This window comes from Hymenobacter persicinus, assembly GCF_004167665.1.
Taxonomy (GTDB): domain Bacteria; phylum Bacteroidota; class Bacteroidia; order Cytophagales; family Hymenobacteraceae; genus Hymenobacter; species Hymenobacter persicinus.
In genome coordinates, this window is sequence record NZ_SEWE01000021.1 from 53,649 (window position 1) to 76,298 (window position 22,650).

Here is a 22,650-nt window from a genome sequence, read left to right on the forward strand (position 1 = left end):
CGCGTTTACTTTCCGGCTGGCTGCACGGTAGCCTCGGTTTCGATGAGCCCAAACCCTTTGTAGAGCTTGCCGGCCGAGTCTTTGGCCAGAATGTACCAGAGCGCGTCGCCCCCGTACAGGCTTTTGGCGCCGTCGCCGTAGCGGTAATTTTTGGCAAACGTGTAAGTCACGCCGCGGCGCAGCCGGCCCTGGGGGCACTCGAACAGCTCGGCAAACTCCGCCGGCGTCTCCACCATATTGGCCTGCCAGCCCGCGGCGCTGTACCAGATAAAGCTGCCGCACTCCACCACCTGCAGGGCCTCGCCTACTTCGTTGCGCACCATGGTGCGGTGCTTCCAAACGTATTTGCCGGGCTGGGCCGGATCAGCCTCGGGGTAGTTGGGGTTAGGCGAATGCCAGAGCGTGAGGCCCACGGGCACCCGCCGGAGCTTGTCGGGCAGGGCCCGGGTGTGGTCGGTCCAGGCCGCCGGGGCAGCATGCTGGGCCGGGGCGACGGAGGCGCCAAGCAGCAGCGGCACCAGCGGGAAAAGCAGATTTTTCATGGCCGTTTTCGGGGTAGAAGTACGGCTCAAAAGTGGCGGCCTCCTCGCCCGGAAGCGCCCCGAATCCGGATGCGGCACGTCCCGAATCATGATCTGGGCCGGATTCCACCCTACCCCACTGTCTGCTTAGTCGGACCGGTAGTCGCTGGGAGCGAGGCCGGTAAACTGCTTGAAGATGCGGTTGAAGGTGGTTTTGGAATTGAAGCCGCACTCGAAGGCGATGCCCAGCAGGGTGAGGCGAGCCACGTCGGCGGGCCGCGCCAGGCGGCGCTTCACGGCTTCCACCCGGTAGCCGTTTACCAGGTCGTTGAACGACTTGCCGAACCCAGCATTGACGGTAAATGAAATCAGCCGCGGGGCTAAGCCGGTGTGCGCCGACAGCTCGGCCAGGGTCAGGGTTGGGTTCAGGTACAGCTGCTCGTCTTCCAGCGCCCGGCGAATGCGCTCCACCACAGCCGGTGCCACCACGGCCGGTCCGGGCACTTCGGCAGCCGGCGCCTGCTCGGCCGGAGCTGCTTCGGCCACGGTGAGTGGCAGCGGGTTGCTGACCGTAGCCGGCATTGGGGAAGTCCCCGCAGGCCGGGGCTCTTCCGGGACGAAGTTTACGGCCTGCATATCAGCCTGGCGCAGGCCCACCACGCCGATGAGCAGCACCACGCCGCCCAGCAGCCAGGTGGAGTAGTCGTAGGTGTAGTAGATGTCGAAAAACTCGCGCAGCACCACTTCCACCAGCCATTGCCCGCTCACCAGGGCCAGCACCAGCAGCAGGGCCCGCAGCCAGTAAAGCCGCAGCTGGGAAGTTTCGGAGAAGTTGTCGGGCAGCCAGCGCTGGTAGGCCCGCAGCCGCCGCAGACTCAGCCCCAGGTAAATCAGCAGGGAAAGCCAAGTGCCAATAAACTCCAGCCGGTAGGTGTAGGGCCGGTGTACGTGCAGCCAAAACCAGAGCCGAAACGCGTAGGGCTGAAAGCACAGCCACCAGTAGAGCCCCGCCTGCAGCAGCACGGGCGCAAAGTGCCAAGCCTGGGCGGGCCGCAGCCGAAACTCGTGGTTGATCAGGCTCTGCACGTAGAAATACAGCAGCGGCCCGAAGGCGAAGGAGTAGTAGATAGGCAGAAAGTACCAGTCCGGGTTTTGCCCGTAGATATCGGAGACCCGGAAAAATCCGTCGAGCACCCACAGGGCAATGGCCAGCAGCAGCAGGGCCAGAAAGCGGTTGGGCACCCGGTTGTAGCGCGCGCCCCAGAGCAGGGCGGCGGCAAATACGGCCTGGGCCAGCACGGCAAACAGCACCACGACGTCGGGAGTAACGGCAACCTGCATACGGCAAAGAACTGCTTTTTCCGCCTTCCGGTCCACCCTACTCGCCGGGCGCGGCCCGGTTCAGCGTTCCGGACTTCCGCCCCCAAAAAATAAACGCGGCCCGGGCGTTTCCGCCGATACCAGCGGCGGGCTTTTCCGTATCTTTTCTACCAAAATCCGGCCGCCTCCTTATTCGCGTTATCATGCTAAAACTGCTACTATCTGCCGCCCTGCTACTGCCCCTGACCGGGCACGCCCAGCAGCGCCTGGCCGCCGCCGCTGCCCGGGTTTCTTCCACCACGACTACCACTACCACCAGCTCCGATGCCCAGGGCGCCACGCTGAGCATTTCCGGACCCTGCGCAGTGCTGTACGCCCCTAACGCGGCCAAAATCCGCTACCTGCGCCAGCAGTACGGCGACAGTAACTTCAGCGCCAGCGCCGACGACAACCAGACCTACGTGGCCAAGTCGCGGGCCTACCTGCAGTCGAAGGGCATCCGGGTTATTGAAACCACGGCCACCCAGTTGCGCTTTGCTACCACCGGCAGCCCCACGCTGCTGGATTTGAGCAGTCCGGCGTATTCGTGGGGCCTGCTGCTGTTCAACGGCCAGTCGGCGCCCCAGGAAGCCAACCTGGCCGACCCCGCCAACGACGTGCAGGCAATTCTGAAGAAATAAGCTGCGGCCGCACCAGCGCCGCGTTTAGATAAACTGCGCCGCCCGGGCAATCCGGAGCGGCGCAGTTTTGCGTTCGTAGCGGCTCAGTGGCTACTTACTCCCCGACGGTGAAAATACTTCTGGCGCTCCTGCTTTCGGTGTTGCTTCCCACGTGCCAGCGGCCAGTTCACTCCCGGGGTGCCACCCCGCCAGCTCCGGCGGGCGCCGTCCGCCGCCTGGCCTACGGGCCCGAGTCGCTGCGGCAGTTTGGGGAGCTGCGCCTGCCGCCGGGGGCGGGGCCGTTTCCGGTAGTCGTGGCGCTGCACGGGGGCTGCTGGCTGGCCACGTACGATTTGCAGACCATGACGCCCGTCTGCGAAGCTCTCACCCGGGCCGGCTACGCCACCTGGAATTTGGAGTACCGCCGCCTCGGCCAGCGCGGGGGTGGCTGGCCCGGCACGTTTCAGGACGTGGCCCGGGGCTTCGACTTCCTGCCCGAACTGGCCCGGCGCTACCCGATTTTGCCCCGCCGCGTCCTGGTGCTGGGCCACTCGGCCGGCGGGCAATTGGCGCTGTGGCTGGCCGCCCGCGCCGGTTTGCCGCCATCCAGCCCACTGTATACCCCGGCCCCATTAGTCCCGGCCGGCGTGGTGGCGCTGGCCGGCATCCCGGATTTGGCCGACTACGCCGTGGCGCCCGGGGGCTGCAACGAGGCCGTGGCCGAGCTGCTCGGCGGGCTGCCCGCGGCCGTACCCGAGCGGTATGCCCAGGCGTCGCCGGCCCAGCGGCTGCCCTTGCGCGTGCCGTACTGTTTGGTGCAGGGCACTGCCGACCGTATTGTGCCCCCGGAGCAGGCGCAGGCTTTCGGGCGACTTGCCCGGCAGGCCGGCGACGCGGTTCGGGTGGTGGAAGTGCCGGGCGCCGACCATTTCGACCTGATTGCGCCCGGCTCCCCGGCGTGGCCGGCCGTGATGCAGGCCGTGGGCGCGCTGCTGCCGCTGCCCGGGCACCACCCCTGACCGGCCGCGGCAGCCAACGTCGAGCTGCGCCTTTGCGTTAGGGAATAGAAATCAACCTCGACGCTATGCTTTTGGCCACCGATATCACGCCCCTCGACTGGCACCGCATGCTGTGGTCGGATGAGGCGCCCCCGCTGTTTTTGCTGGAAGTGGTGCTGCGCTGCCTGCTCACGTACCTGATGGTTATCGGGGTGCTGCGGCTGACGGGGCGGCGCGGGGTGCGGCAGCTGTCCATCTTTGAGCTCAGCATCATTCTGGCCCTGGGCTCGGCGGCCGGCGACACGATGATGTACCACGACACGCCCCTGCTGCACGCCCTGCTGGTGTTTGCCGTGGTGTCGGGACTGTATTGGGCTTTCAACCGTGCCACCGAGAAGTTCCCCCGCTTTTCCGACTGGCTGGAGGGTGCCCCGGTGCTGCTGGTCGAAGACGGCCGTATTCAGATCGAGGAGTTTCGGCGGCAGAACCTGACCCAGAAAGAGCTGTTTGGCGAGCTGCGCCAGTTTCAGGTGGAGCACCTGGGGCAGGTACGTCGGGCCTACATCGAGGCCACCGGCAACGTCAGCGTGTATTTCTACGAGGACGACGAACAGCGGGCCGGGCTGCCCATTTGGCCCGAGCGGCTAAACCAAATTCAGCAGCAGGTGACTGCCGCGGCGCCCTACGCCTGCGCCTGCTGCGGCTACGTGCGGGAGCTGCCCGCCGGCGGCGTGGCCCGGTGCCCGGTTTGCGCGGCCGACGAGTGGATTCTGGCCGAAAAAACGCGGCGCGTGGCCTAACTCTGCTGCTGCGGCCCGTACTTCCGCTTTTCCTTCCCGTACCTTGACTCCATGATTTCGCTGCTCCGCCTTCACCACCTGGCCCTGATTGCCTCCGACTACGCCCGCTCGAAGCGGTTTTACACCGAAATTCTGGGGTTGAGCGTGGTGCGGGAAGCGTACCGGGCCGAACGGGATTCCTGGAAGCTGGACCTGGCGCTCAACGGGGAGTACCTCATCGAGCTGTTTTCCTTTCCCACTCCCCCGCCCCGCCTCACCCGGCCCGAAGCCACCGGCTTGCGCCACCTGGCCTTCGCCGTGGCCAGCCTGGAGGCCACCGTAGCCTGGCTCGACCAGCACGCCGTGGGTTCCGAACCCATTCGCACCGACGAGTTTACGGGCCGCCGCTTCACCTTCATCCAGGACCCCGACGGGCTGCCGATTGAGTTTTACGAGGTCTGAGCTAGGCGAAAGTCGGCCCGGCTCTGGCGCGTGCTGCCGGAGGCCGGCCCGTAGCTCCCACTCACCCGTTCCCATTTTTTTAGCCCACGCCGTGGGTTTGTGCCCGATATTACCGCCCTTATGCCTTCTCCGACCACACCGTTGCCCTACCTCATTATCGACTTCGACAGCACGTTCACCCAGGTGGAAGGGCTCGATGAGCTGGCCGACATTGCCCTGCAGGGCCACCCCGACCGGGAAAAAGTGGTGGACCAGATTCGGGCCCTGACCGACCAGGGCATGAGCGGCAGCCTGAGCTTTTCGGAGTCGTTGAAGCAGCGGCTGGCGCTGCTGCCGGCCCGGCGCGAGCATCTGCCCCTGCTCGTGGAGCAGCTCAAGGGCAAAGTCTCGGAGAGCATTGTGCGCAACCGCGCCTTTTTCGAGCGGTTTCCCGGCCGCGTCTACATTGTTAGCAGCGGCTTTCGGGAGTTTATCGAGCCCGTCGTGGCCGACTTCGGCATCGCCGCCGACCACGTGCTGGCCAACACCTTCACCTTCGACGAGGCGGGCCGCATCACCGGCTTCGACCCCGCCAACGTGCTCAGCCGCGACGGGGGCAAGATTCTGCAGCTGCGGGAGCTCGACCTGGCTGGCGATGTATACGTGCTCGGCGACGGCTACACCGACTACCAGATCCGGGAAGCCGGCTTGGCTAACCGCTTTTACGCCTTCACCGAAAACGTCAGCCGCGAGGCCGTGGTGGCCCGCGCCGACGAGGTGGTTCCTTCCTTCGACGAGTTTCTCTACCAGAACAAGCTACCCATGACCCTGAGCTACCCCAAAAACCGCATCAAGGTGCTGCTGCTCGAAAACCCCGATGCCCGCGCCGCCGAGCTGTTTCGCGCCGAAGGCTACCAGGTGGAAAGCGTGCCCGGCGGCCTCGACGAGGACGAGCTGCTGGCCCGCATCGAGGGCGTGAGCATCCTCGGCATCCGCTCCAAAACCCAGGTTACGCCCCGGGTGCTGGAAAAAGCCAACCGCCTGATTGCCATCGGCGCCTTCTGCATCGGCACCAACCAAATTGACCTCACCGAGGCCATGCAGCGCGGGGTGGCCGTGTTCAACGCCCCGTTCAGCAACACCCGTTCGGTGGTGGAGCTGGCTTTGGGCGAAATCATCGTGCTGGCCCGCCGCATTCCGGAGAAGAATCCCAAGATGCACGCCGGGGAGTGGGACAAGTCGGCGCGGGGGGCCTTCGAAATTCGGGGCAAGAAGCTCGGTATCATCGGCTACGGCAACATTGGCTCCCAGCTGTCGGTGGTGGCCGAGGCCGTGGGCATGCAGGTGCTCTACTACGACGTGGCCGAAAAGCTCCAGCTGGGCAACGCCGTGCGCTGCCGCACCCTGGAAGAGCTGCTCCAGCAGGCCGACGTGGTCACGCTCCACATCGACGGCCGCCCCGAAAACGAGAACTTCATCGGGGCCCGGGAGCTGGCCCTGATGAAGCCCGGCGCCCTGCTGCTCAACAACGCCCGCGGCCACGTGGTGGACGTGCCGGCCCTGGCCGCGGCCCTGCGTAGCGGCCACCTCGGCGGCGCCGCCGTCGACGTGTTTCCCTACGAGCCCAAAACCAACGACGAGAGCTTTGAAAGTGAGCTGCGGGGCCTGTCCAACGTGCTGCTCACGCCCCACATCGGCGGCAGCACGGCCGAGGCCCAGCGCAACATCGGTGAATTTGTGCCCGAGCGGATCATGCAGTACATCAACACCGGCAACACCCAGCAGAGCGTCAACTTCCCCAACATCCAGCTGCCTTTACAGCAGGCCCACCGCCTGATTCACATCCACGCCAACGTGCCCGGGGTGCTGGCCCGCATCAACAACGTGCTGGCCCAGCACCACGTCAACATCCTGGGGCAGTACCTGAAAACCAACGAGCACATCGGCTACGTCATCACCGACATCAACCAGGAATACGACCAGGAGGTGATTCAGGCCCTGCGCGAAGTCGAGCACACGATTAAGTTTCGGGTGCTGTATTAATGGCATCTCTCCCGACTGCATTTGTTATGCGCAGCGGCTGGTTTCTGCTGGCACTACTGATTGCTTGCTCTACTCAGGACCAGCCGCAGGTGGCGGTACCGGTCCGGTTAGCAACGGGGCCAACGATGCCCCACAAGCTAATCCTTGACCCAGGATTGCAGCGCATCATCACGACCTACGCCCAACGGATCGGCGACAGAGGCCACCTGTTCTGCATTGAATACGAGAAACTCAGCTACGACAGTCTCCAGCTGGCGCTATTCTCCGCCGGCGACTACGTGCCCATCATTGAGTTTATTCGCCCCAACGCCTACGCGGAATTCGATAACAAGCTGGTCCTTATCGACACCGGCGAAGCATTTCTGACGCCAGGTTCCTCCTATCATGACACCTACTTGGACGGGTTTTACCAAGTCGTTTGCAATCGGGTGCTGGGTCAACCCTACACGAAGGCGCAGTTCGAAAATCTTAACTTTAGTTACGGTAATTATGACCCACCAACGTGGCGAATTATCCTGGACGGCAGTAGTAGCCACCCCACCCGCGCGTACACAGTAATCGATTCCTTCGCGTTGCGCAGACGGGCACAGCCGTTGGGTACAATTAAATTTATCCCACCCCCAAACTAGCTGCCTGAACGGCTCACTAACCGGTTTGGGGCACTTCTCTACCTATCAGCATGCAGGCAGCAACACCCGCCACTGGGCATTTCTGCCCCCAACTGGCTCGCTAACTTTTGCATTACACCAAAACTAGATAGGTATACAGCGTCCGGTGCGCCGGCCTGGGCCCCACTCTCACCCTGATTTACACCACGACCCGCAACACAGACCTAGTGCGCTTGTAGCCATGAATCGGCCGACGCATTTATTTCGTTTCCCACGACAACGGCCCCCGGCTGCACCATCATACGCGGTGAGCCGGGGGCTTTTGCTTTTCTTCGGCAACACCGTGCTTACTGCCGACTCACGCGCTGGGTGGTGGTGCCGGCGGCCGTGGTCAGGCGCAGCACGTAGATGCCGGGGGCTAGCTCGGGCAGGCCGGGCAGAGCCCGCGCCACGGCGCCCAGCTGCAGGGTGGCAGCGTACACCGGCTGCCCGCCCAGGCTCAGTAGCGTGGCCGTCACTGGCTGGGTTTCGGTGGGGCCGGGCAGCGTCACGTACAGCGCCTCGGTGAAGGGATTTGGATAAGCTCCGGCGGCCGCGGCGGCCCGGCTCAGCGTTACGACTGACGAGTAAGCCACGGTACCATCCTGGTCGAGCTGCCGCAGACGGTAATAGTGGATGCTGCCCTGGCGGCTGGCGGCGCTGGCGTCGGTGTAGTCGTAGCTGTGGGCCGCGGAGCTGGTGCCGGCGGCGGCCAGCGTGGCCAAGTCGGTGAAGGTGCGGCCGTCGGTGGAGTGCTCTACCACGAAGGCGGCGCTGTTCACTTCCTGAGCCGTCGTCCAGCGCAGCTGGGCGCCGCTGGTGATGGTTTTGCCGGTGAAGGAGCTCAGCACCACGGGCAGGGGCGTGCTCGTGCCGATGCTCTGCTCGTAGTGCTGCACGTCGCCGGAAGCCAGGTTATAGTTGCCCAGCAGCAGGTCGAGCAGCCCGTCGCCGTCCACGTCCGCCATCAGCGGGGCGGCGTACTGGCCGTTGCCCAGGGCAATGTTATTGAAGCTGCCCGTGCCCACCTGGTCGAAGGAGGCGGCACCGATGGCCGACTGCTTGTACTGGAGCACCTGGCCCGCGGCGTTGCCGATGAGCAGGTCCAGGATTCCGTCGCCGTCGATGTCGATAACCTGAGCTTTCGACACGTTGCCGCCGTCGATGGCCACGCCGCCGGACGTTTTCAGGTTGCCGTAGTCGTTGAAGTTGGCAGCCGTAACGGCGCCGGCCGTTTTCTGCTCGTAGTGGTGAATAAAGCCGTCACTGGCGCCCACCAAGATATCGAGCAGGCCGTCGTTGTCGAGGTCCGTGACCGTGGGGCGGGCGTAGTAGCGGTTGGCCGGGGTGGTGGCGTCGGGGTTGGCAAACAGCACGCCGTAGGCCGTGAAGTTGTTGGGATTGAGCAGGGAGCTTTGCTCGTAGCGCACCACCGTGCCGCCGGTTTCGCCGATGAGCAGGTCGAGCAGCCCGTCGTTGTCGAGGTCGGTGAGCCAGGGCTTGGCGTAGTTGGCCACCGTGATGGCCGGGTTCGTAGCAGCCGTGGCGTCGGCGCCGAAGGTGAGCGTGCGGGGCGTGAGGGTGGTCGAGCTGGTGAAGTTGCCGTCGGTGGCCGAAGCCTGCTCGAAGCGGCGCAGCGTGCCGCCGTTGGTGTTGTTGGCGCCGTCGCCGTAGCCGATAATCAAATCCAGCAGACCGTCGTTGTCGAGGTCGGCAATGGCGGGCGTGGAATAGTCGCCCAGGTTGCCCACGCCGGTGGCGGTGGCCGAGCTGGCGACGGGGTAGCTAAACGAGGTCGAAACGCGCGTCACCCGGAAGCCCTTGCCCGACAGCACGGTGCCGGCGCTGGTCGTAACCCGCAGCTGGCCGGTGCTGGCCGAAGTCGGAATCGTCACGAGCAGGGAGGTGCCTGTGTTGGACTTGACGCGCATCTTCTGCCCGTTGAGCAGCACCGACTGCACCGTCAGAAAGCCCGTGCCGGTGATGGTCACGTCGGAGCCCACGGTGCCGTAGGTCGGCGAGAAGCTGGTGATGGTCTGGGCCGAAACCAAGGCCGAGCTCAGCAGGGCACAACCCAGCAGGGCGGCGCGGCGCAGGGAAATCAGGGAAGCGAGGGGGGAGAAACGAGGCATGGCAAAAGGCAGTTGCAGTTGGCGGGCAAATCGGCAGTAGTCAGTGCGTTGCAGCCCTGCGGCGGCTGACTGACCTGACAAAAGTATTTGGCCGAGCTCGGCAGTTTCCTGGCTTTTATCCAAACGTCCCGGTTTCCTCTACCAACGGCGGCTTTTCCTGGGCCAGCCTTTTTCAGCCTGAGCCGGGCGCACGAAAAAGCCCCCGGAAACTTCCGGGGGGCCGCTTTTCAGCCAGAATTTTGCCGGGCCTAGAGCCGCTCCCGCACCTGGGTCAGAATCCGCTCCATGTCCCGGCGCACCTCCCCGGTTTCCACCACGTGGTTGTTGTTCATGAACGTGAAGGCCAGCAGCCGGCCCTTGCGGGTGCGCAGGTAGCCGCTGAGGTTGTGCACGTTGGTCAGGGTGCCGGTTTTGCCCCAGAGCCAGGGCCCTTTCGGGTCGCGGTACACCCGGCGCAGGGTGCCGTGTCCGCCGCCGGCCGCCAATAAGCTCAGCAGGCGCGGCTCGGGCACTTCCTGGTGGAGCTTGAGCAGCAGGGCCACCATGGTGCGGGGCGTGGCCAGGTTCAGGCGCGACAGGCCCGAGCCGTCGACCCAGCGCGGGGCGTCGGGCAGATCCGGCAAAAAACGCTGGCGCACGGCCCGGATGGCGCGGTCGGTGCTGAGCGAGTCGGACCCGAGCTGGGCCGAGCACAGCAGCAGCAGCTGCTCGGCCAGAAAGTTGTCGCTAACCTGCAGCATGCGCCGGTACAAGGAGTCGACGGGCAGCCCGCGCAGGGTCCGGACGCTGTCTTGCGGGCGCAGGTGTGAGGCCCAGGCTACCGGCTGCACGGGACGGCGCAGCGTGTCCTGGAGCAGCTTGAGCAGTAGGCCGGGGCTAGTCCGGAAGGGCGTCTCATCCACCCAGTTCTTGGTGAAAGGCAACACGTAAAACCGGTTTTCCAGCGCCTCCCGCCGCACGTGGTCGGCGCTGCGCAGAGTGGCCGGCGCGGGCTCCACCTGGGCGCGGAAGTCGCGGGGCAGCACCAGGGTGCGTTGGTTGGGCTTGCCGTAGAAGCGCACCGTGTTGCCGTAAATCGGCAATGGCCCCCGCTCGGGCGAGAAGTAGTAGTTGTAGTCGTCCCAACTCCAGCCCGGCCCAAACGCCTCGACGCAGGGAATGGGCGCGTAAAACAGCTTTTCGGGCCGGCTCTGCAAAAACGCAAAGACCCGGCGCGAGGGCACGTCGCCGTGCAGCAGGGTCGGGTCGCCAGTACCCCAAAACAGCAGGGAATCGTGGCGCACCACGTAGCGCAGGCTGGGCAGCGAGTCGGTGAGCAGGTGTAGGCCGGCGTAGAGGCTGAACAGCTTCATGGTGCTGGCCGGGGTGAAGTACTGCTCGGAATTGAATTCGTAGAGCTGCTCGCCGGTGGTGGCGTCGGCGAGGCAGATGCCCACGTGGTGCTGGCGCAGCACCGGCGACGAGGTGATGAGCTTATTGAGCCAGTGCGGCCCCTTGCCCCGGCGCAGGGCGGCTTCGGTTGTCAGGTCGTCGTCGCCGGGGCCGCGGGTGGGCGGGGCAGCCGGGGCGCGGAAAGCGGTAAACAGTAGCAGGAGCAACAGGAAAAGTGGGCAGCGCATCAGGCGGGGTTTTGGGGCGCGCAATATGCACACAAGCTGGGCTCTCCGGCGCTTGGGCGCCCATATTTCACCCCCAACGGCGGCAGACCCTGAACCCGCCCGCGCCGCAACAAACGCCGCAACAATGCCCCCAGCGGCACGGCGCGCGACTCCGGACGGCAAACGCTTTTCTTCTTCCCCGGCGCCCACGGGCCGGCGTTGCCGGGCGCAACATTCTGCACAAACCACCGGCCGACCCGCATATTTGAGTAGCTTTGCGTCCTGTTATGCCAGACAGAACCCCCACTCCCGCGAATACCGCCAAGTACATTTTCGTTACCGGCGGCGTGACTTCCTCCCTGGGTAAAGGCATCATTGCTGCCTCCCTCGCCAAGCTGCTCCAGGCGCGCGGCTTTCGGGTCACCATCCAGAAGTTCGACCCCTACATCAACATCGACCCGGGCACGCTGAACCCCTATGAGCACGGGGAATGCTACGTGACCGACGACGGGGCCGAAACTGACCTCGACCTGGGCCACTACGAGCGGTTTTTGAACGTGCCGACCTCCCAGGCCAACAACGTGACCACCGGCCGCATCTACGACCACGTTATCCGCAAGGAGCGCGAAGGGGCCTATCTGGGCAAAACGGTACAGGTCGTGCCCCACATCACCGACGAGATTAAGCGGCGCATGCTGCTGCTCGGCGACCATGGCGAGTTCGACATCATCATCACCGAAATCGGGGGCTGCATCGGCGACATTGAGAGCCTGCCCTTCGTGGAGGCCGTGCGCCAGCTGCGCTGGGAGCTGCCGCCGAATGATTCGGTCGTGATTCACCTGACCCTGCTGCCTTACCTGGCCGCGGCCGGGGAGCTCAAAACCAAGCCCACCCAGCACTCGGTGCGCGACCTGCGCGAGGCCGGCCTGCAGCCCGACATCCTGGTGTGCCGTTCCGAGCACCCGATTCCGATGGAGATGCGCAAGAAGATTGCGCTGTTCTGCAACGTGAAAATCAACTCCGTCATCGAGGCCCTCGATGCCGACAGCATCTACTCGGTGCCCCTGCTCATGCTCAAGGAGCACCTCGACGAGCGGGTTATCAAGAAAATGAAGCTCCCCGGCGGCAGCGCCGCGCCCGACCTGGAAATCTGGAAGGACTTCCTGGGCCGGCTCAAGAACCCGACCGAGGAAATCACCATTGCCCTGGTGGGTAAGTACGTGGAGCTGCCCGACGCCTACAAGTCCATCAACGAGGCCTTCGTGCACGCCGGCGCCCTGAATGAGTGCAAGGTGACCGTGCGCAGCATTCAGAGCGACAATATCACCCCCGACAACATTGCCCAGCTCCTGCACGGCGTGGATGGCGTGCTGGTAGCGCCCGGCTTCGGCGAGCGGGGCTTCGAGGGCAAAGTGGCCGCCATCAAGTACGTGCGCGAAAACCGGATTCCGTTTTTCGGTATCTGCCTGGGTATGCAGTGCGCCGTGGTTGAGTTTGCCCGCAACGTGCTCCAGCTCGACGGCGCCTCGTCCACGGAAATGGACGCCGCTTCGCCCTACCCCGTCATTGCCATGATGGAGGAGCAGAAGAACATCACCCAGAAAGGCGGCACCATGCGCCTGGGCGCTTATAACTGCGAGCTGCGCAAGGGCTCCAAGGCCGCCAAGGCCTACGGCCGCACCAGCATCAGTGAGCGGCACCGCCACCGCTACGAGTTCAACAACCAGTACTTGCAGGCCTTCGAGGAAGCGGGGATGGTCCCCTCGGGCGTGAACCCCGACACGGGCCTGGTGGAAGTCATCGAGATTCCGACCCACCCGTGGTTTGTGGCCGGGCAGTTTCACCCCGAGCTCAAAAGCACGGTGCAGAACCCCCACCCGCTGTTCGTGCGCTTCGTGAAGGCCGCCATTCAGCACCACAAAAACGAGCTGTAGCCGGCCAGCTTTCTTTACCAGGAATAAAAAGCCCTTTTCCAGCGCTGGAAAAGGGCTTTTTGCTTATTAACGTTCGGTCAATAGCTGCCTCGTACAGGGGCTAGGGAATTACCTCTACCCAGCCGCGCAGCCGCTGCTGGGTGCGCGCATTCTGAAGCAGGTAGTAATAGATGCTCGCCGGCTGCCCCGCCGCGGCCCAGTTGTTTTGGTAACTGGCTTGGTGGTACACCTGCTTGCCCCAGCGGTTAAATATCGTCAGCTCCCAGTCCGCGGCGTTGAACCCCTGGAGCACGAAGTAGTCGTTCTGGCCGTCGTGGTTGGGCGTGATGACGTTGGCAATCTTTTGGGGCAGGCAGCCATCGGCCTCCTTGCCCGCGCGCACCACCAGGGTGTCGCGCGCCGTGCAGCCGGCCAAGTTGCGCACCTCCAGCCAGTAGAGTCCCGGCTGGGTAGCTGGGTACTCGGCCGCGGTGCTGCCGTCCTGCCAGCGGTAGGTGTCATTGGGCTGCACCTGCCGGGGGCGCAGGGTCACGGGATGCCACTCAGCGCATACCAGCGTGTCGGGCCCCAGATTGACGACCGACGCCGGGGCGGCGTACACGTCCACCGAGTCACGGGCCGTACAGCCCTGAAATGAGGTAAACTGCACAGAGTACCGGCCCGGCGTGCGTACAGTGTAGGTTGGGGCGGTGATACCATCCTGCCAGCGGTAGATGTTGCCCGCGAGCGTGGTACCGGAACTCAGCACCAGAGCTTGATTGGGACACAGGTACTGTTGACGAGCCCCCAGGTTCAGGAGGGGCGCGGGAAAAATAAGCGCGGCCTGCTGCCATACGGCTACGGGCACGCCCGCGACGGATAAGGTGAGGGTGACCGTGTAGCCAGCTCCCCACGAGTAGGTATGGGCGGCCGTAGGGCCGGTGGCGGCGTTGCGCGCCCCGGACGCGGGGTCGCCGAAGTCCCAGGTGAATACGCCCCCGGCAGGTGCGGAACTGGGTGCGCTGAACGTGAGCGGGCTGCCCGGGCAACCGTTGAGGCTAGGCAGAAAGGTCGTGGCCAGGGGAAATGCATTGGGCATATTGGGCAATCCGCCCGCATTGGAGCCGCTGGTCAGGGTAAAGGCCTGGGGCTCGACGTTGCAGGCCAGGCCCGCGGCGTTGGGATTGTGAATGATGGTCAGCTGGGGCCGAAAGCCCTGGGCAATGTAAATCTGGCCGTCGGGGCCGCGCTGCATGCCGTTGAGCGAAACCCCGGGCACCGAAATGATGGTCTACGCTGGGTTGGCCGCCAGCTCGAGCTGCCACACCTGGCTGCCATTGATGGGACTGACGTACAGCTTGCGGCTGTCGGCCGAAAACTCCACTCCGTAAAAGGCCTGATTGGTTGCCGGAATGGCGCGCGGGCCGCTAACCTGCCCGGTGGCGGGGTTGAAGTCAAACAGCTCCACGCCCGCCTGCTGGGCCTGCACCGAGGCCAGCAGGCGGCTGTCGGGGGAAGCGCGCAGGTAGCCAATGGCGTTCAGCCCCACCGGATTCGTACCGTTGGAGCCGGTATAGACCGAGCCCACCGACGAAACCACCGGGGTGCTTACCAGCCCGCCGGCATTCAACAGGTAGCAGTAAAACGAGTTGCTCTGCCAGCCGTGGGTGACAATCCAGTAGTCGCGGCCGTTGGCGTGGCGCACGGCCGTCAGCTTCTCGGTCATCAGCGTGTTGCCCAGCTGGCTGGAGTTGGTGCGCACGTCACCCAGTCCGCCGCGCAGGCTCATGTCGACCACCGAGTAGCGCAAGCCGCCGCGCAGCTCGTTTTCCACGGCATCGACCGTAAACAGGTAATACATGCTGTGGTCGGCGGGAGCCCGCAACAGCAAGGCGGCCTGGGTAGCCGAAAAGTGGCTGCCCGACAGCCGGCCATTGGGCATGATGGCCCCGGTCCGGTCCCACACGTTCTGCCCGTTGGAGTAGCACTGCAGCACGCCCTGGGCATCGGAAATGCTGGCGCACCCTTCGTAGCACGACATGGCGCCGGGCGCGCTGACAATGGCCGGGCTGCCGTTGGGAAACTGCAACCCGGCCTGGTTCCCAAATTTCCAGTTATAGGCCTCGGGCTGGGCGGCGGCCGAGCCCGCCAGGCTCACCAGCACTACCAGCAGCCATAGCGTCAGAGGTAAAAATCGTTGGGTCATAGGATACGCGGCGGCACGAACGCCTTCTAGCTGAAAAGAAAAAAGTAGCGGTAGGATGCGGGCTAGCTAAACTATCAGGCCGCAAGTACGCTCGACTGCGGGTATTTATTACTGCCGCGGCCCGCGCCCCGCCAAACAGATCAGGGCGCGCAGCGCCTGCCAAAAAATCCGGGCGGCGAATATTCTTCTGCCATTGTTGACCTTTGCGCCGGCTCGCCGGATTTTTGAGGCAAGCCGCGCTTTCCCCGTACCTTTGCGTTTTGCGGCGCCCGGCGCCCGTTTCTTTTCCCAGTCAGTTCCCCTCGATGGACAAAAACCAAGCAACCGGCCTGTTCCTGATTTCGGCCTTGCTCCTCGTCTACCTGTTTTTCTTCGCGCCCAAAAAGCCCGAGGACAAGCCCGCCGCCAAGGCCACGACCACCGCCAGCAAAACTGGCGAAGTAACATCGGCTGTCCCACTAGATTCGGCTGTAATGGCCCGTACCTTGGGCGTTTTTGCCGCCGCCGCCCAGGGCACGGCTCAGCAGGCAATCCTGCAAAATGCTAACCTAACGGTTACGTTCTCGACCAAGGGGGGCCGCGTGGAAGCCGTGCGCCTGAACAAGTACAAGACCTTCTTCGGCCAGCCCCTGGATCTGCTCGACGCCCGCAGCGCCCAGCTCGACCTGAGCTTCCGCACCATCGGGGGCCAGAAAATCAAGCTCTCCGACCTGTACTTCCAGCCCACGGCCGTCACGCCCGCGTCGGTTGGCGAGCGGAAAGGCCAGAGCATCACGTTCAGCGCCGACGTGGCCGGGGGCCGCGTGGAGCAGGTGTATACCCTGCTCGAAGACTCCTACGAGCTGGGCTACCACCTGCGCATGCCGGGCCTGGCTAATACGCTGGCCAAGGAGCCGCTGACGTTTACTTTCATCGACCACGTGCGACAGACGGAGCAGGACGGCAAGCAGAACCGCAACCACAGCACCATCAACCACTACCTGGCCACCGACGACCACGGTGCCCTGTCGGAAGCCTCGGAGAAGCCCGAGGAAATCATTGCCTCGGACCCGGTGAAGTGGGCCGCCCACAAGCACGACTTCTTCGTGGCCGGCTTCATTGCCGACAATGAGTTCACGACCGGCAAGTTCAACTCCCGCGTGGACGAAGGCGACTCGACCTTCCTGAAGACGATGAGCACCACGCTCACCATCCCGGTGGCCGACGTGGAGCAGAACAAGGCCGGTTTCCGGTACTACTTCGGCCCCAACTCCTTTCCAATCCTGAAGAGCGTGGCCCCGCAGTTTGAGCGCAACGTGTTTCTGGGCTGGGGCATCTTCCGCTGGGTCAACCAGTTTATCGTGCTGCCCGTGTTCCACTTCCTGGAGCAGTTTATCGGCTCTTACGGCGTTATCATTGCCCTGCTGGTGGTGCTCATCAAGCTCGTCACCTGGCCTTTGACCTACAAAACCTACGTGTCGCAGGCCAAGATGAAGGTGCTCAAGCCGGAAATCGACCAGCTCAAGGAAAAGTACGGCGACGACCAAACCAAGGTGCAGAGCGAAACGATGAAGCTCTACTCGACCTTCGGCGTGAGCCCGCTGGCGGGCTGCGTGCCCACGCTGCTCACCATCCCGATCCTGCTGGCCATGTTCCAGTTTTTCCCCAACGCCATTGAGCTGCGCCAGGAGCACTTCCTCTGGGCCAAGGATTTGAGCTCCTACGACGTGTTCCTGAAGCTGCCCTTCAACGTGAAGTGGTACGGTGACCATGTCAGCCTGTTCACCCTGCTGATGACGGCCTCCACCCTGCTCATGACCTGGCAGAGCAGCCAGACCAACACCCAGATGCAGGGCCAGATGAAGGTAATGGGCTACGCCATGCCCATCGTGTACATGTTCGTGCTGAACTCCTTCGCCGCGGGCCTGACCTGGTACTACTTCGTGTCGAACATGATTACCATCGGCCAGCAGTATATCACCCGGGCCTTCGTGGACGAAACCAAGCTGCGGGCCCAGCTCGAAGCCAATAAGGTCAAGAACAAGGACAAGAAGCCCGGCGGCTTCCAGGCCCGCCTCGCTGAGGCCATGAAAGCGGCCCAGGAGCGCGAAGCCCAGGCCAAGCAGGGCGGTGGCAATGCTACCAACCCCGATAAGCCCAAAAAGCCCACCCGCCGCTCGTAGCCAGCTAGTGGCTTAATCATCAAAAAGCCCACCTGCTTCGGCCGGTGGGCTTTTTTGTTGCTTCTTGCGCGGGCCCGGCGGCTGCATTCATCTGCGGCCCGGTTTTGGAATTGGCCGGGCATTCCTTCCCTTCATCCTCACGTTCCCGTTATGCGCCTGCTCCCTGCCCTGCTGCTCGCCCTCACCGTTTCGGCCACCACCGCCTGCGCCCAGCACGCTACGCCCACCAAGTCGGCCCCGAAAATCACTAAGGTGAAAGCCAAGAAGACCAAGAAAGCGGCGGCCGCCCAGGCGCAGACGGCCCCGGTGCTCGTGTTTAAAAGAACGCCCTGCTTCGGCACCTGCCCCGACTACGACGCGACCATCTACGCCGACGGCCGGGTTCAGTACGAGGGCCGCAGCAACGTAAGTAAAGTGGGCACCCACGAGCTGAAGCTGCCCGCCGCCACCGTGCGCAAGGTATTAGCTGACGCCCAACGGCTGGGCTTTGCCCAGCTCAACGACCGGTACGCTCCTAAAACCGTCACCGACCTGCCTTCGACTTTCCTGAGCGTACGCCAGCCTAACGGCCAACTCAAAACCGTGCAGGTGGAAGGCCCCGCCCCCGCCGGGTTGCAGGAGCTGTTCGACTACCTCAGCGCCGAGCTGGACAAGGCGGCGGGCAACGCCGCCCCGGCCGGCCGGTAGCTACCAGCCCAATTTCCTGCCGCTAAAAAGTGTGGGGAATCGAAAAAAATATTTCAAAAACCCCACAGGTTTTCAGGGATTTTAATGCCTTGAATAATCTGTTTTAAAACTCCACGATAAAGCCGATGGTGGGCGTTACCAGGGCGCTTTCGTTGTTGATCAGGACCGGAATGGCGTTCGAGCCGTCGGGGTGCAGGGGCTGGCCGTCGGTGGTCACGAAGGCCGCGTTATCCTCGGTGCGTTGGAAGCTGTAGTTGTCGGTGGCCGGCGACTTGCGGGCCAGCACGTTCTGCACGTCCACGTAGAAATCCAGGGTCAGGCGGCGGAAGTTGTACTTCTTGTCGAGGCGAAAATCCACCTGCTGGAAGCTGCGCAGGCGGCGGGTGTTGAGCTGCGAGTAGTCGAGGATGCCGGTGCCGATAGTGGCGTAGTTTTGCCGGGAGGCTTCCAGATCAAACGGCGTGTAGGGTGAGCCGCCGGCGAAGCGGTACTTGAGGCCCAGCTCCCAGTTGCGGCCCAGCTTGCGCCCCAGCAGCCCCGAAACGAGGTGGCGGGAATCCCAGGCCGAAGGCTTGTACCGCCCGTCGAGGCCGCTGAACTCGCTGCGAAATACGGTGTAGGAGAAAACGGCAAAGGTTTTCTGAGTGAGCTTCTGCTGGAAGAAAAACTCCAGCCCGTAGGCCCGGCCCCGGCCCGTACTGGCTACGGCCTCGTTGCCGAGAGCCGTGAAGTCGCCGCCCAGGTTGGCCAGCGAAATTCCGTCGCGCACGCTCACCGGGTAGTGGCTATACTTTTTGTAGAAGCCCTCCAGCGTGAGCCGGGTCGAGGGTCGGGGCAAAAACTCCAGGCCCGTCACGTAGTGGTCCGACCGGATGTAGCGGTTATTCTGGTTGACTAACACCCCATTCGCGTCGCGGAAGCCCAGGATGGTGGAGGGCGGAATCTTGTAGTAGCGGCCCGCCGAGGCGCTCAGGTTGAGCTTATCGGTCAGCGCGTAGGCCGCCGAGGCCCGCGGCGAGAGGGTGCGCAGCAGGTTGCGGCCGTCGTCGGTAAAGGAGTTGCCGTCGGTGCGCAGGCCCACCGACACGGTCAGGCGGCCCGAGGGCAGCAGCGTACGGGTGGCCTGGGCGAAGGCCCCGAAGCGCACAAAGTCCAGGTCGGAGGCAAAGCTGACCGTCAGCCCCGGGGCCAGCACGTTGCCCTGCGCGTCCCGGATTTCGCGGCGCAGGCGCTGGCGGAAGCGGTTGTCGTAGTGAATCAGCTGGCCCGAGGCCCCGTAGGCGTACTGCCAGCGGCCCACGGCGTGATTCACGTCGAGGCGAAGCTTGTTTTCGGTTTCGCCCGAGCGGGTCAGCAGCACCCGGTTGGCCTCGTCGTGGCCCTGCCCGCCCTCAAACAAATCAACTTTGTTGTAGAGCTGGGTGCGGCTCAAAGCCAGGTTCAGATAGCCGTTCTTCACCAGGTGGCGCAAAGCCAGGCCGGTGGTGTAGTTCCACTGGTCGTAGGTGGGCGTGGAGCGCAGAATGTACTCCTTGTCGGGCGAGGACTTGCGGGGCACGCCCAGTTCGAAGTGGTCCAACGCGCCCAGGCCCAGGGCCGTGAGCGTAGTTTTGTCGGAGAGCTTGGTGGTGACTTTAAACTGTGAATCCCAGTAGTTGGGCCGAATAGGCAGGTCGAGAGCCTTGAACAGCAGCTGCAGGTAGGAGCGCCGCAGCGAAACCAGGAAGGTGGTGTTCTTGGCCAGCGGGCCTTCCAGGGTGCCGGCCACTTCGGTGGCGGAGGTGCGCACGTTGCCCTGCACCCGCTCGGGGTTGCCGTCGCGCTGCCGGAACTGGAGCACGGAGCTCAGGGCGTTGTCGTAGCGGGCCTCGAAGGCCGAGGAGCTCAGCGTCACGTCTTCAATAAACGACACGTTCAGAATGCCGGCCGGACCGCCGGTGCTGCCCTGGGTGGCAAAGTGGTTGATGACCGGCACCTCGATGCCGTCGAGGTAGTACACGTTTTCGTTGGGCGCCCCACCCCGGATGATGATGTCGTTGCGGAAGCCGGCGGTGCCGCCCGTGCCGCCCCCGCCCACGCCCGGCAGGCTCTGCACCACCTTGGAGATGTCGAAGTTGCCGCCGGGGTAGGTCTTGATTTCCTCGGTGTTGAGGCGCTGCACGCTCAGGGGCGTCTCGGCCGTGGCCACCCGAATAGCCCGGCTGGCCGTCACGGTCACCTCCCCAAGCTGCTTGGCCCCGGCGCTCAGCTCCAGGTTGATGTTGTTCACGTTGCCGCTGGTCACGCTCACGTTGGCGCGCAGCAGCGCGTCGTAACCGATGAACGTAGCCCGCAGGTTGTAGGAGCCCGTTGGCACGCCGGTGAGCTTATAACGCCCTTGCTCATCGGTGGCGGTGCCGAAGCTGGTGCCGTCGAGGACCACCGTCACGCCCGGCAACGCTTCCTGAGTGGCCCGGTCGCGCACCGTGCCGCTGAGTTGGCCGGTGGTCTGGGCATGTACCCGGAAAGAGAAAAGCAGCAGGAACAGCGTCAAAAAGAAGCGGTAGGACATATTCAAAAGCGGGTATATACTGGCCCAACAACCAGGTTTCGGCCGCCGGGTTTGAGGGCAGCGTCCTTTACACCTGCAGCAAAACCTCCCGCCCCGCCTGCCGGGGGCGGGAGGTCAAGGCGTTTTCACCGAAAAACCCCGCCGTAGTGCGTACGGCGGGGCTTCAGGGCTTAGCTACGAGAAGCGAGCTGCTATTTGATATTCGTGAACGTGCCGCTGCGCAGCTTGTAGGTGATGCTAGACTTCATGGGCGTGAAGTCGCTGGCAAACGTGCCCGACCAGCCCGCACCGGTTTTGACAAGCGTGCAGGGCAGGCTGGTCAGGCTTGGAAAAGGATACTCGACGGACATTGTGAACATGCGGTATTGGTCATCCGGCGCTCCGGGCGGCTTTGCGTAGATAAGGGTATTGACCCCCGTATTCGTCGCGGGGTTCACACCGTTAATAATCAACCAATCGTAAGTCGGATGATTTACCCCGGCGGCTTCGTAGCGGGCCGTGGCGGGGCGAGTAGCAACTACGCCATCCAGGTTGTAGGCAATGTACCCCGACGCTGCCACTGGGGCCGAGTAGTCAATTTCGGGCGGTAACACTTCTTCTTTTTTGGAGCAGGCGGTGAGCAGCGTGGCGGCCGTCAGGAGTAGGCAATAGGTTGTTTTCATAGATTCAAGTAATTATTCGTCAGCACAATTACCGTTTAAAGCTAGCTGCTGAAATATGCCGAAGCTCTTGTTACCCTAAAGCCCTGGCGTAGCGCGTACGACGGGGCTTTTGTGAGGCCGGTGTCAGCGGCGACGATCTACTCTTTGATATTTGTGAACGTGCCGCTGCGCAGCAGGTATCTTGGCGACCTTATCGGGGTAAAGTCGCCGGCAAACGTGCCCGACCAGCCCGCGCTGGTTTTGGTAAGCGTGCAGGGCGGGGTGTCAGAACGGCTCGAATAAGAATAACCCTCGATGGGCATCCAATACACAACGAACTTATCTGCCGCCGCCCCGGCCGGCTTGCCGTAGATAATTACGGTACCTACCGTACCCGTTGCAGGGTTTGTCTCGCTGATTCTTAGCCAGTCGTCCGCCGGGTGAGGCGGCGTTGCGGCCTCGTAGCGGGCGCTGGCGGGGCGGCTAGTAACCACGCCATCCCGGTTGTAGGTAACATAGCCCGGCGGCGCCACCGGCGCCGAGTAGTCGATTTCGGGCGGCAATACCTCTTCGTCTTTCTTGGAACAGGCCGTGAGCAGCGTCGCGGCCGTCAGCAGCAGGGAATAGGGTAGCTTCATAAAGTCAATTAAATTGGGAATAATAGAATCGTTGCTTGAATATAGCTGCTTTATTCCTTGCGCACCCGCTCGAGCACCAGCTGGTTCATTGGGTTGGGAGCCAGGCCGCGGACGTTGTTCTGGGTCAGGCGCACCACCTCGTCGTAGTACAGGGCAATAACCGGGCATTCGTCCACGATGATACGGTCCATCTGCTGGTAGAGGGCGTAGCGCTTTTCCACGTTTTGCTCCAGGTTGGCCTGCTCGTAGAGCTTGTCGTAGGCGGCACTTTTAAAGTGCGTTTTGTTGGGCCCGGCCGGAGCAAAGTTCTTGCTGTAGAATAAGGCCAGGTAGTTTTCCGCGTCGGGATAGTCGCCGAGCCAGCTCTTGGTGAAAAAAGCGGCCCGGCCGTTGTCCACCATTTCCTGCTGAGCCCCGCCCTGATTGATGTCGATGGCGACCTGCACGCCCACGTCGGCCCAGTTTTTCTGCAGGTACTCGCACACTTCCTTGCGCTCCACGAGCGTGCTCAGGTGCAGGGTCAGCGGCTTGCCCGGGCCGTAGCCGGCGGCTTTGAGCAGCTCCCGGGCCTTGGCGGGGTTGTACGAGTAGCCCGGCACCAGCTTAGCGCTGTACGAAGGCAACGACGAGGGCACGAAGCCCGAAATGCCCGGCTGGCCCACGTTGTTGAGGAAATAGGCAATCAGCTCGGGCTTGTTCAGCGCGTAGTTCAGG

General features: G+C 63.5%; 19 protein-coding genes. 9 read left to right on the forward strand and 10 right to left on the reverse strand.

The window, feature by feature from the left end:
• Window positions 1–5: 5 nt before the first annotated feature.
• Window positions 6–542, reverse strand: coding sequence for a hypothetical protein (locus tag EWM57_RS11535; RefSeq protein ID WP_129921299.1), 537 nt, complete (start codon window positions 540–542; stop codon window positions 6–8).
• A 126-nt stretch (window positions 543–668) separates the two neighbouring features.
• Window positions 669–1,862 carry a helix-turn-helix domain-containing protein gene (locus EWM57_RS11540; RefSeq protein WP_129921300.1) on the reverse strand — a complete coding sequence of 398 codons (1,194 nt, stop codon included), beginning with the start codon at window positions 1,860–1,862 and terminating at the stop codon, window positions 669–671.
• 182 nt (window positions 1,863–2,044) lie between these two features.
• Between EWM57_RS11540 and EWM57_RS11545 the strand changes: the two genes are divergently transcribed.
• The 6 genes from EWM57_RS11545 (at window position 2,045) to EWM57_RS11570 (ending at window position 7,390) form a co-directional block, all read left to right on the forward strand.
• A complete protein-coding gene (locus EWM57_RS11545) occupies window positions 2,045–2,521 on the forward strand; it encodes a hypothetical protein (protein ID WP_129921301.1) in 477 nt (158 codons plus the stop codon).
• Window positions 2,522–2,628: 107 nt separating this feature from the next.
• Complete coding sequence (locus tag EWM57_RS11550; RefSeq protein ID WP_207218304.1) at window positions 2,629–3,519, forward strand: alpha/beta hydrolase family protein; 891 nt, start codon at window positions 2,629–2,631, stop codon at window positions 3,517–3,519.
• A 65-nt stretch (window positions 3,520–3,584) separates the two neighbouring features.
• A complete protein-coding gene (locus EWM57_RS11555; RefSeq protein ID WP_129921302.1) occupies window positions 3,585–4,298 on the forward strand; it encodes a DUF421 domain-containing protein in 714 nt (237 codons plus the stop codon).
• Between the two features lie 51 nt (window positions 4,299–4,349).
• Entirely contained in the window at window positions 4,350–4,739 is a 390-nt protein-coding gene (gene gloA2, locus EWM57_RS11560; protein ID WP_129921303.1) for an SMU1112c/YaeR family gloxylase I-like metalloprotein, read from the forward strand.
• 120 nt (window positions 4,740–4,859) lie between these two features.
• Complete coding sequence (gene serA, locus EWM57_RS11565; protein ID WP_129921304.1) at window positions 4,860–6,761, forward strand: phosphoglycerate dehydrogenase; 1,902 nt, start codon at window positions 4,860–4,862, stop codon at window positions 6,759–6,761.
• Between the two features lie 125 nt (window positions 6,762–6,886).
• On the forward strand, window positions 6,887–7,390 hold the full coding sequence (locus EWM57_RS11570; protein WP_165370495.1) for a hypothetical protein: 504 nt from the start codon (window positions 6,887–6,889) through the stop codon (window positions 7,388–7,390).
• A gap of 326 nt (window positions 7,391–7,716) precedes the next feature.
• Here the strand turns inward: EWM57_RS11570 and EWM57_RS11575 are convergent, their stop codons facing one another.
• Together EWM57_RS11575 and EWM57_RS11580 are read right to left on the reverse strand one after the other, a co-directional pair.
• The gene (locus EWM57_RS11575; protein WP_129921306.1) at window positions 7,717–9,540 is read right to left on the reverse strand and encodes an FG-GAP-like repeat-containing protein; all 1,824 of its coding nucleotides are present in this window, start codon (window positions 9,538–9,540) and stop codon (window positions 7,717–7,719) included.
• 248 nt (window positions 9,541–9,788) lie between these two features.
• Window positions 9,789–11,159 (reverse strand): D-alanyl-D-alanine carboxypeptidase/D-alanyl-D-alanine-endopeptidase, encoded by a 1,371-nt coding sequence (locus EWM57_RS11580; protein ID WP_129921307.1) that lies wholly within the window; start codon window positions 11,157–11,159, stop codon window positions 9,789–9,791.
• Between the two features lie 266 nt (window positions 11,160–11,425).
• Between EWM57_RS11580 and EWM57_RS11585 the strand changes: the two genes are divergently transcribed.
• Window positions 11,426–13,072: a CTP synthase gene (locus EWM57_RS11585; RefSeq protein ID WP_129921308.1), complete on the forward strand. Its 1,647-nt coding sequence runs from the start codon at window positions 11,426–11,428 to the stop codon at window positions 13,070–13,072.
• Between the two features lie 100 nt (window positions 13,073–13,172).
• On the opposite strand, the gene EWM57_RS11590 is transcribed toward EWM57_RS11585, so the two are convergent.
• A complete protein-coding gene (locus tag EWM57_RS11590) occupies window positions 13,173–14,330 on the reverse strand; it encodes a T9SS type B sorting domain-containing protein (RefSeq protein ID WP_129921309.1) in 1,158 nt (385 codons plus the stop codon).
• A 12-nt stretch (window positions 14,331–14,342) separates the two neighbouring features.
• On the reverse strand, window positions 14,343–15,257 hold the full coding sequence (locus EWM57_RS11595) for a hypothetical protein (RefSeq protein WP_129921310.1): 915 nt from the start codon (window positions 15,255–15,257) through the stop codon (window positions 14,343–14,345).
• Window positions 15,258–15,562: 305 nt separating this feature from the next.
• On the opposite strand from EWM57_RS11595, the gene yidC reads away from it, so the two are divergent.
• A complete protein-coding gene (gene yidC, locus EWM57_RS11600) occupies window positions 15,563–17,419 on the forward strand; it encodes a membrane protein insertase YidC (protein WP_129921311.1) in 1,857 nt (618 codons plus the stop codon).
• 150 nt (window positions 17,420–17,569) lie between these two features.
• The gene (locus EWM57_RS11605; protein ID WP_129921312.1) at window positions 17,570–18,106 is read left to right on the forward strand and encodes a DUF6438 domain-containing protein; all 537 of its coding nucleotides are present in this window, start codon (window positions 17,570–17,572) and stop codon (window positions 18,104–18,106) included.
• A gap of 103 nt (window positions 18,107–18,209) precedes the next feature.
• Here EWM57_RS11605 and EWM57_RS11610 read toward each other — a convergent pair whose 3' ends face one another.
• The 4 genes from EWM57_RS11610 to EWM57_RS11625 all read right to left on the reverse strand — a co-directional run.
• Complete coding sequence (locus EWM57_RS11610; protein ID WP_129921313.1) at window positions 18,210–20,657, reverse strand: TonB-dependent receptor; 2,448 nt, start codon at window positions 20,655–20,657, stop codon at window positions 18,210–18,212.
• A 191-nt stretch (window positions 20,658–20,848) separates the two neighbouring features.
• Window positions 20,849–21,319 carry a hypothetical protein gene (locus tag EWM57_RS11615; protein WP_129921314.1) on the reverse strand — a complete coding sequence of 157 codons (471 nt, stop codon included), beginning with the start codon at window positions 21,317–21,319 and terminating at the stop codon, window positions 20,849–20,851.
• 137 nt (window positions 21,320–21,456) lie between these two features.
• On the reverse strand, window positions 21,457–21,936 hold the full coding sequence (locus tag EWM57_RS11620; protein ID WP_129921315.1) for a hypothetical protein: 480 nt from the start codon (window positions 21,934–21,936) through the stop codon (window positions 21,457–21,459).
• Window positions 21,937–21,986: 50 nt separating this feature from the next.
• A partial coding sequence (locus EWM57_RS11625; protein WP_129921316.1) for an ABC transporter substrate-binding protein occupies window positions 21,987–22,650 on the reverse strand: 664 nt, incomplete at its 5' end.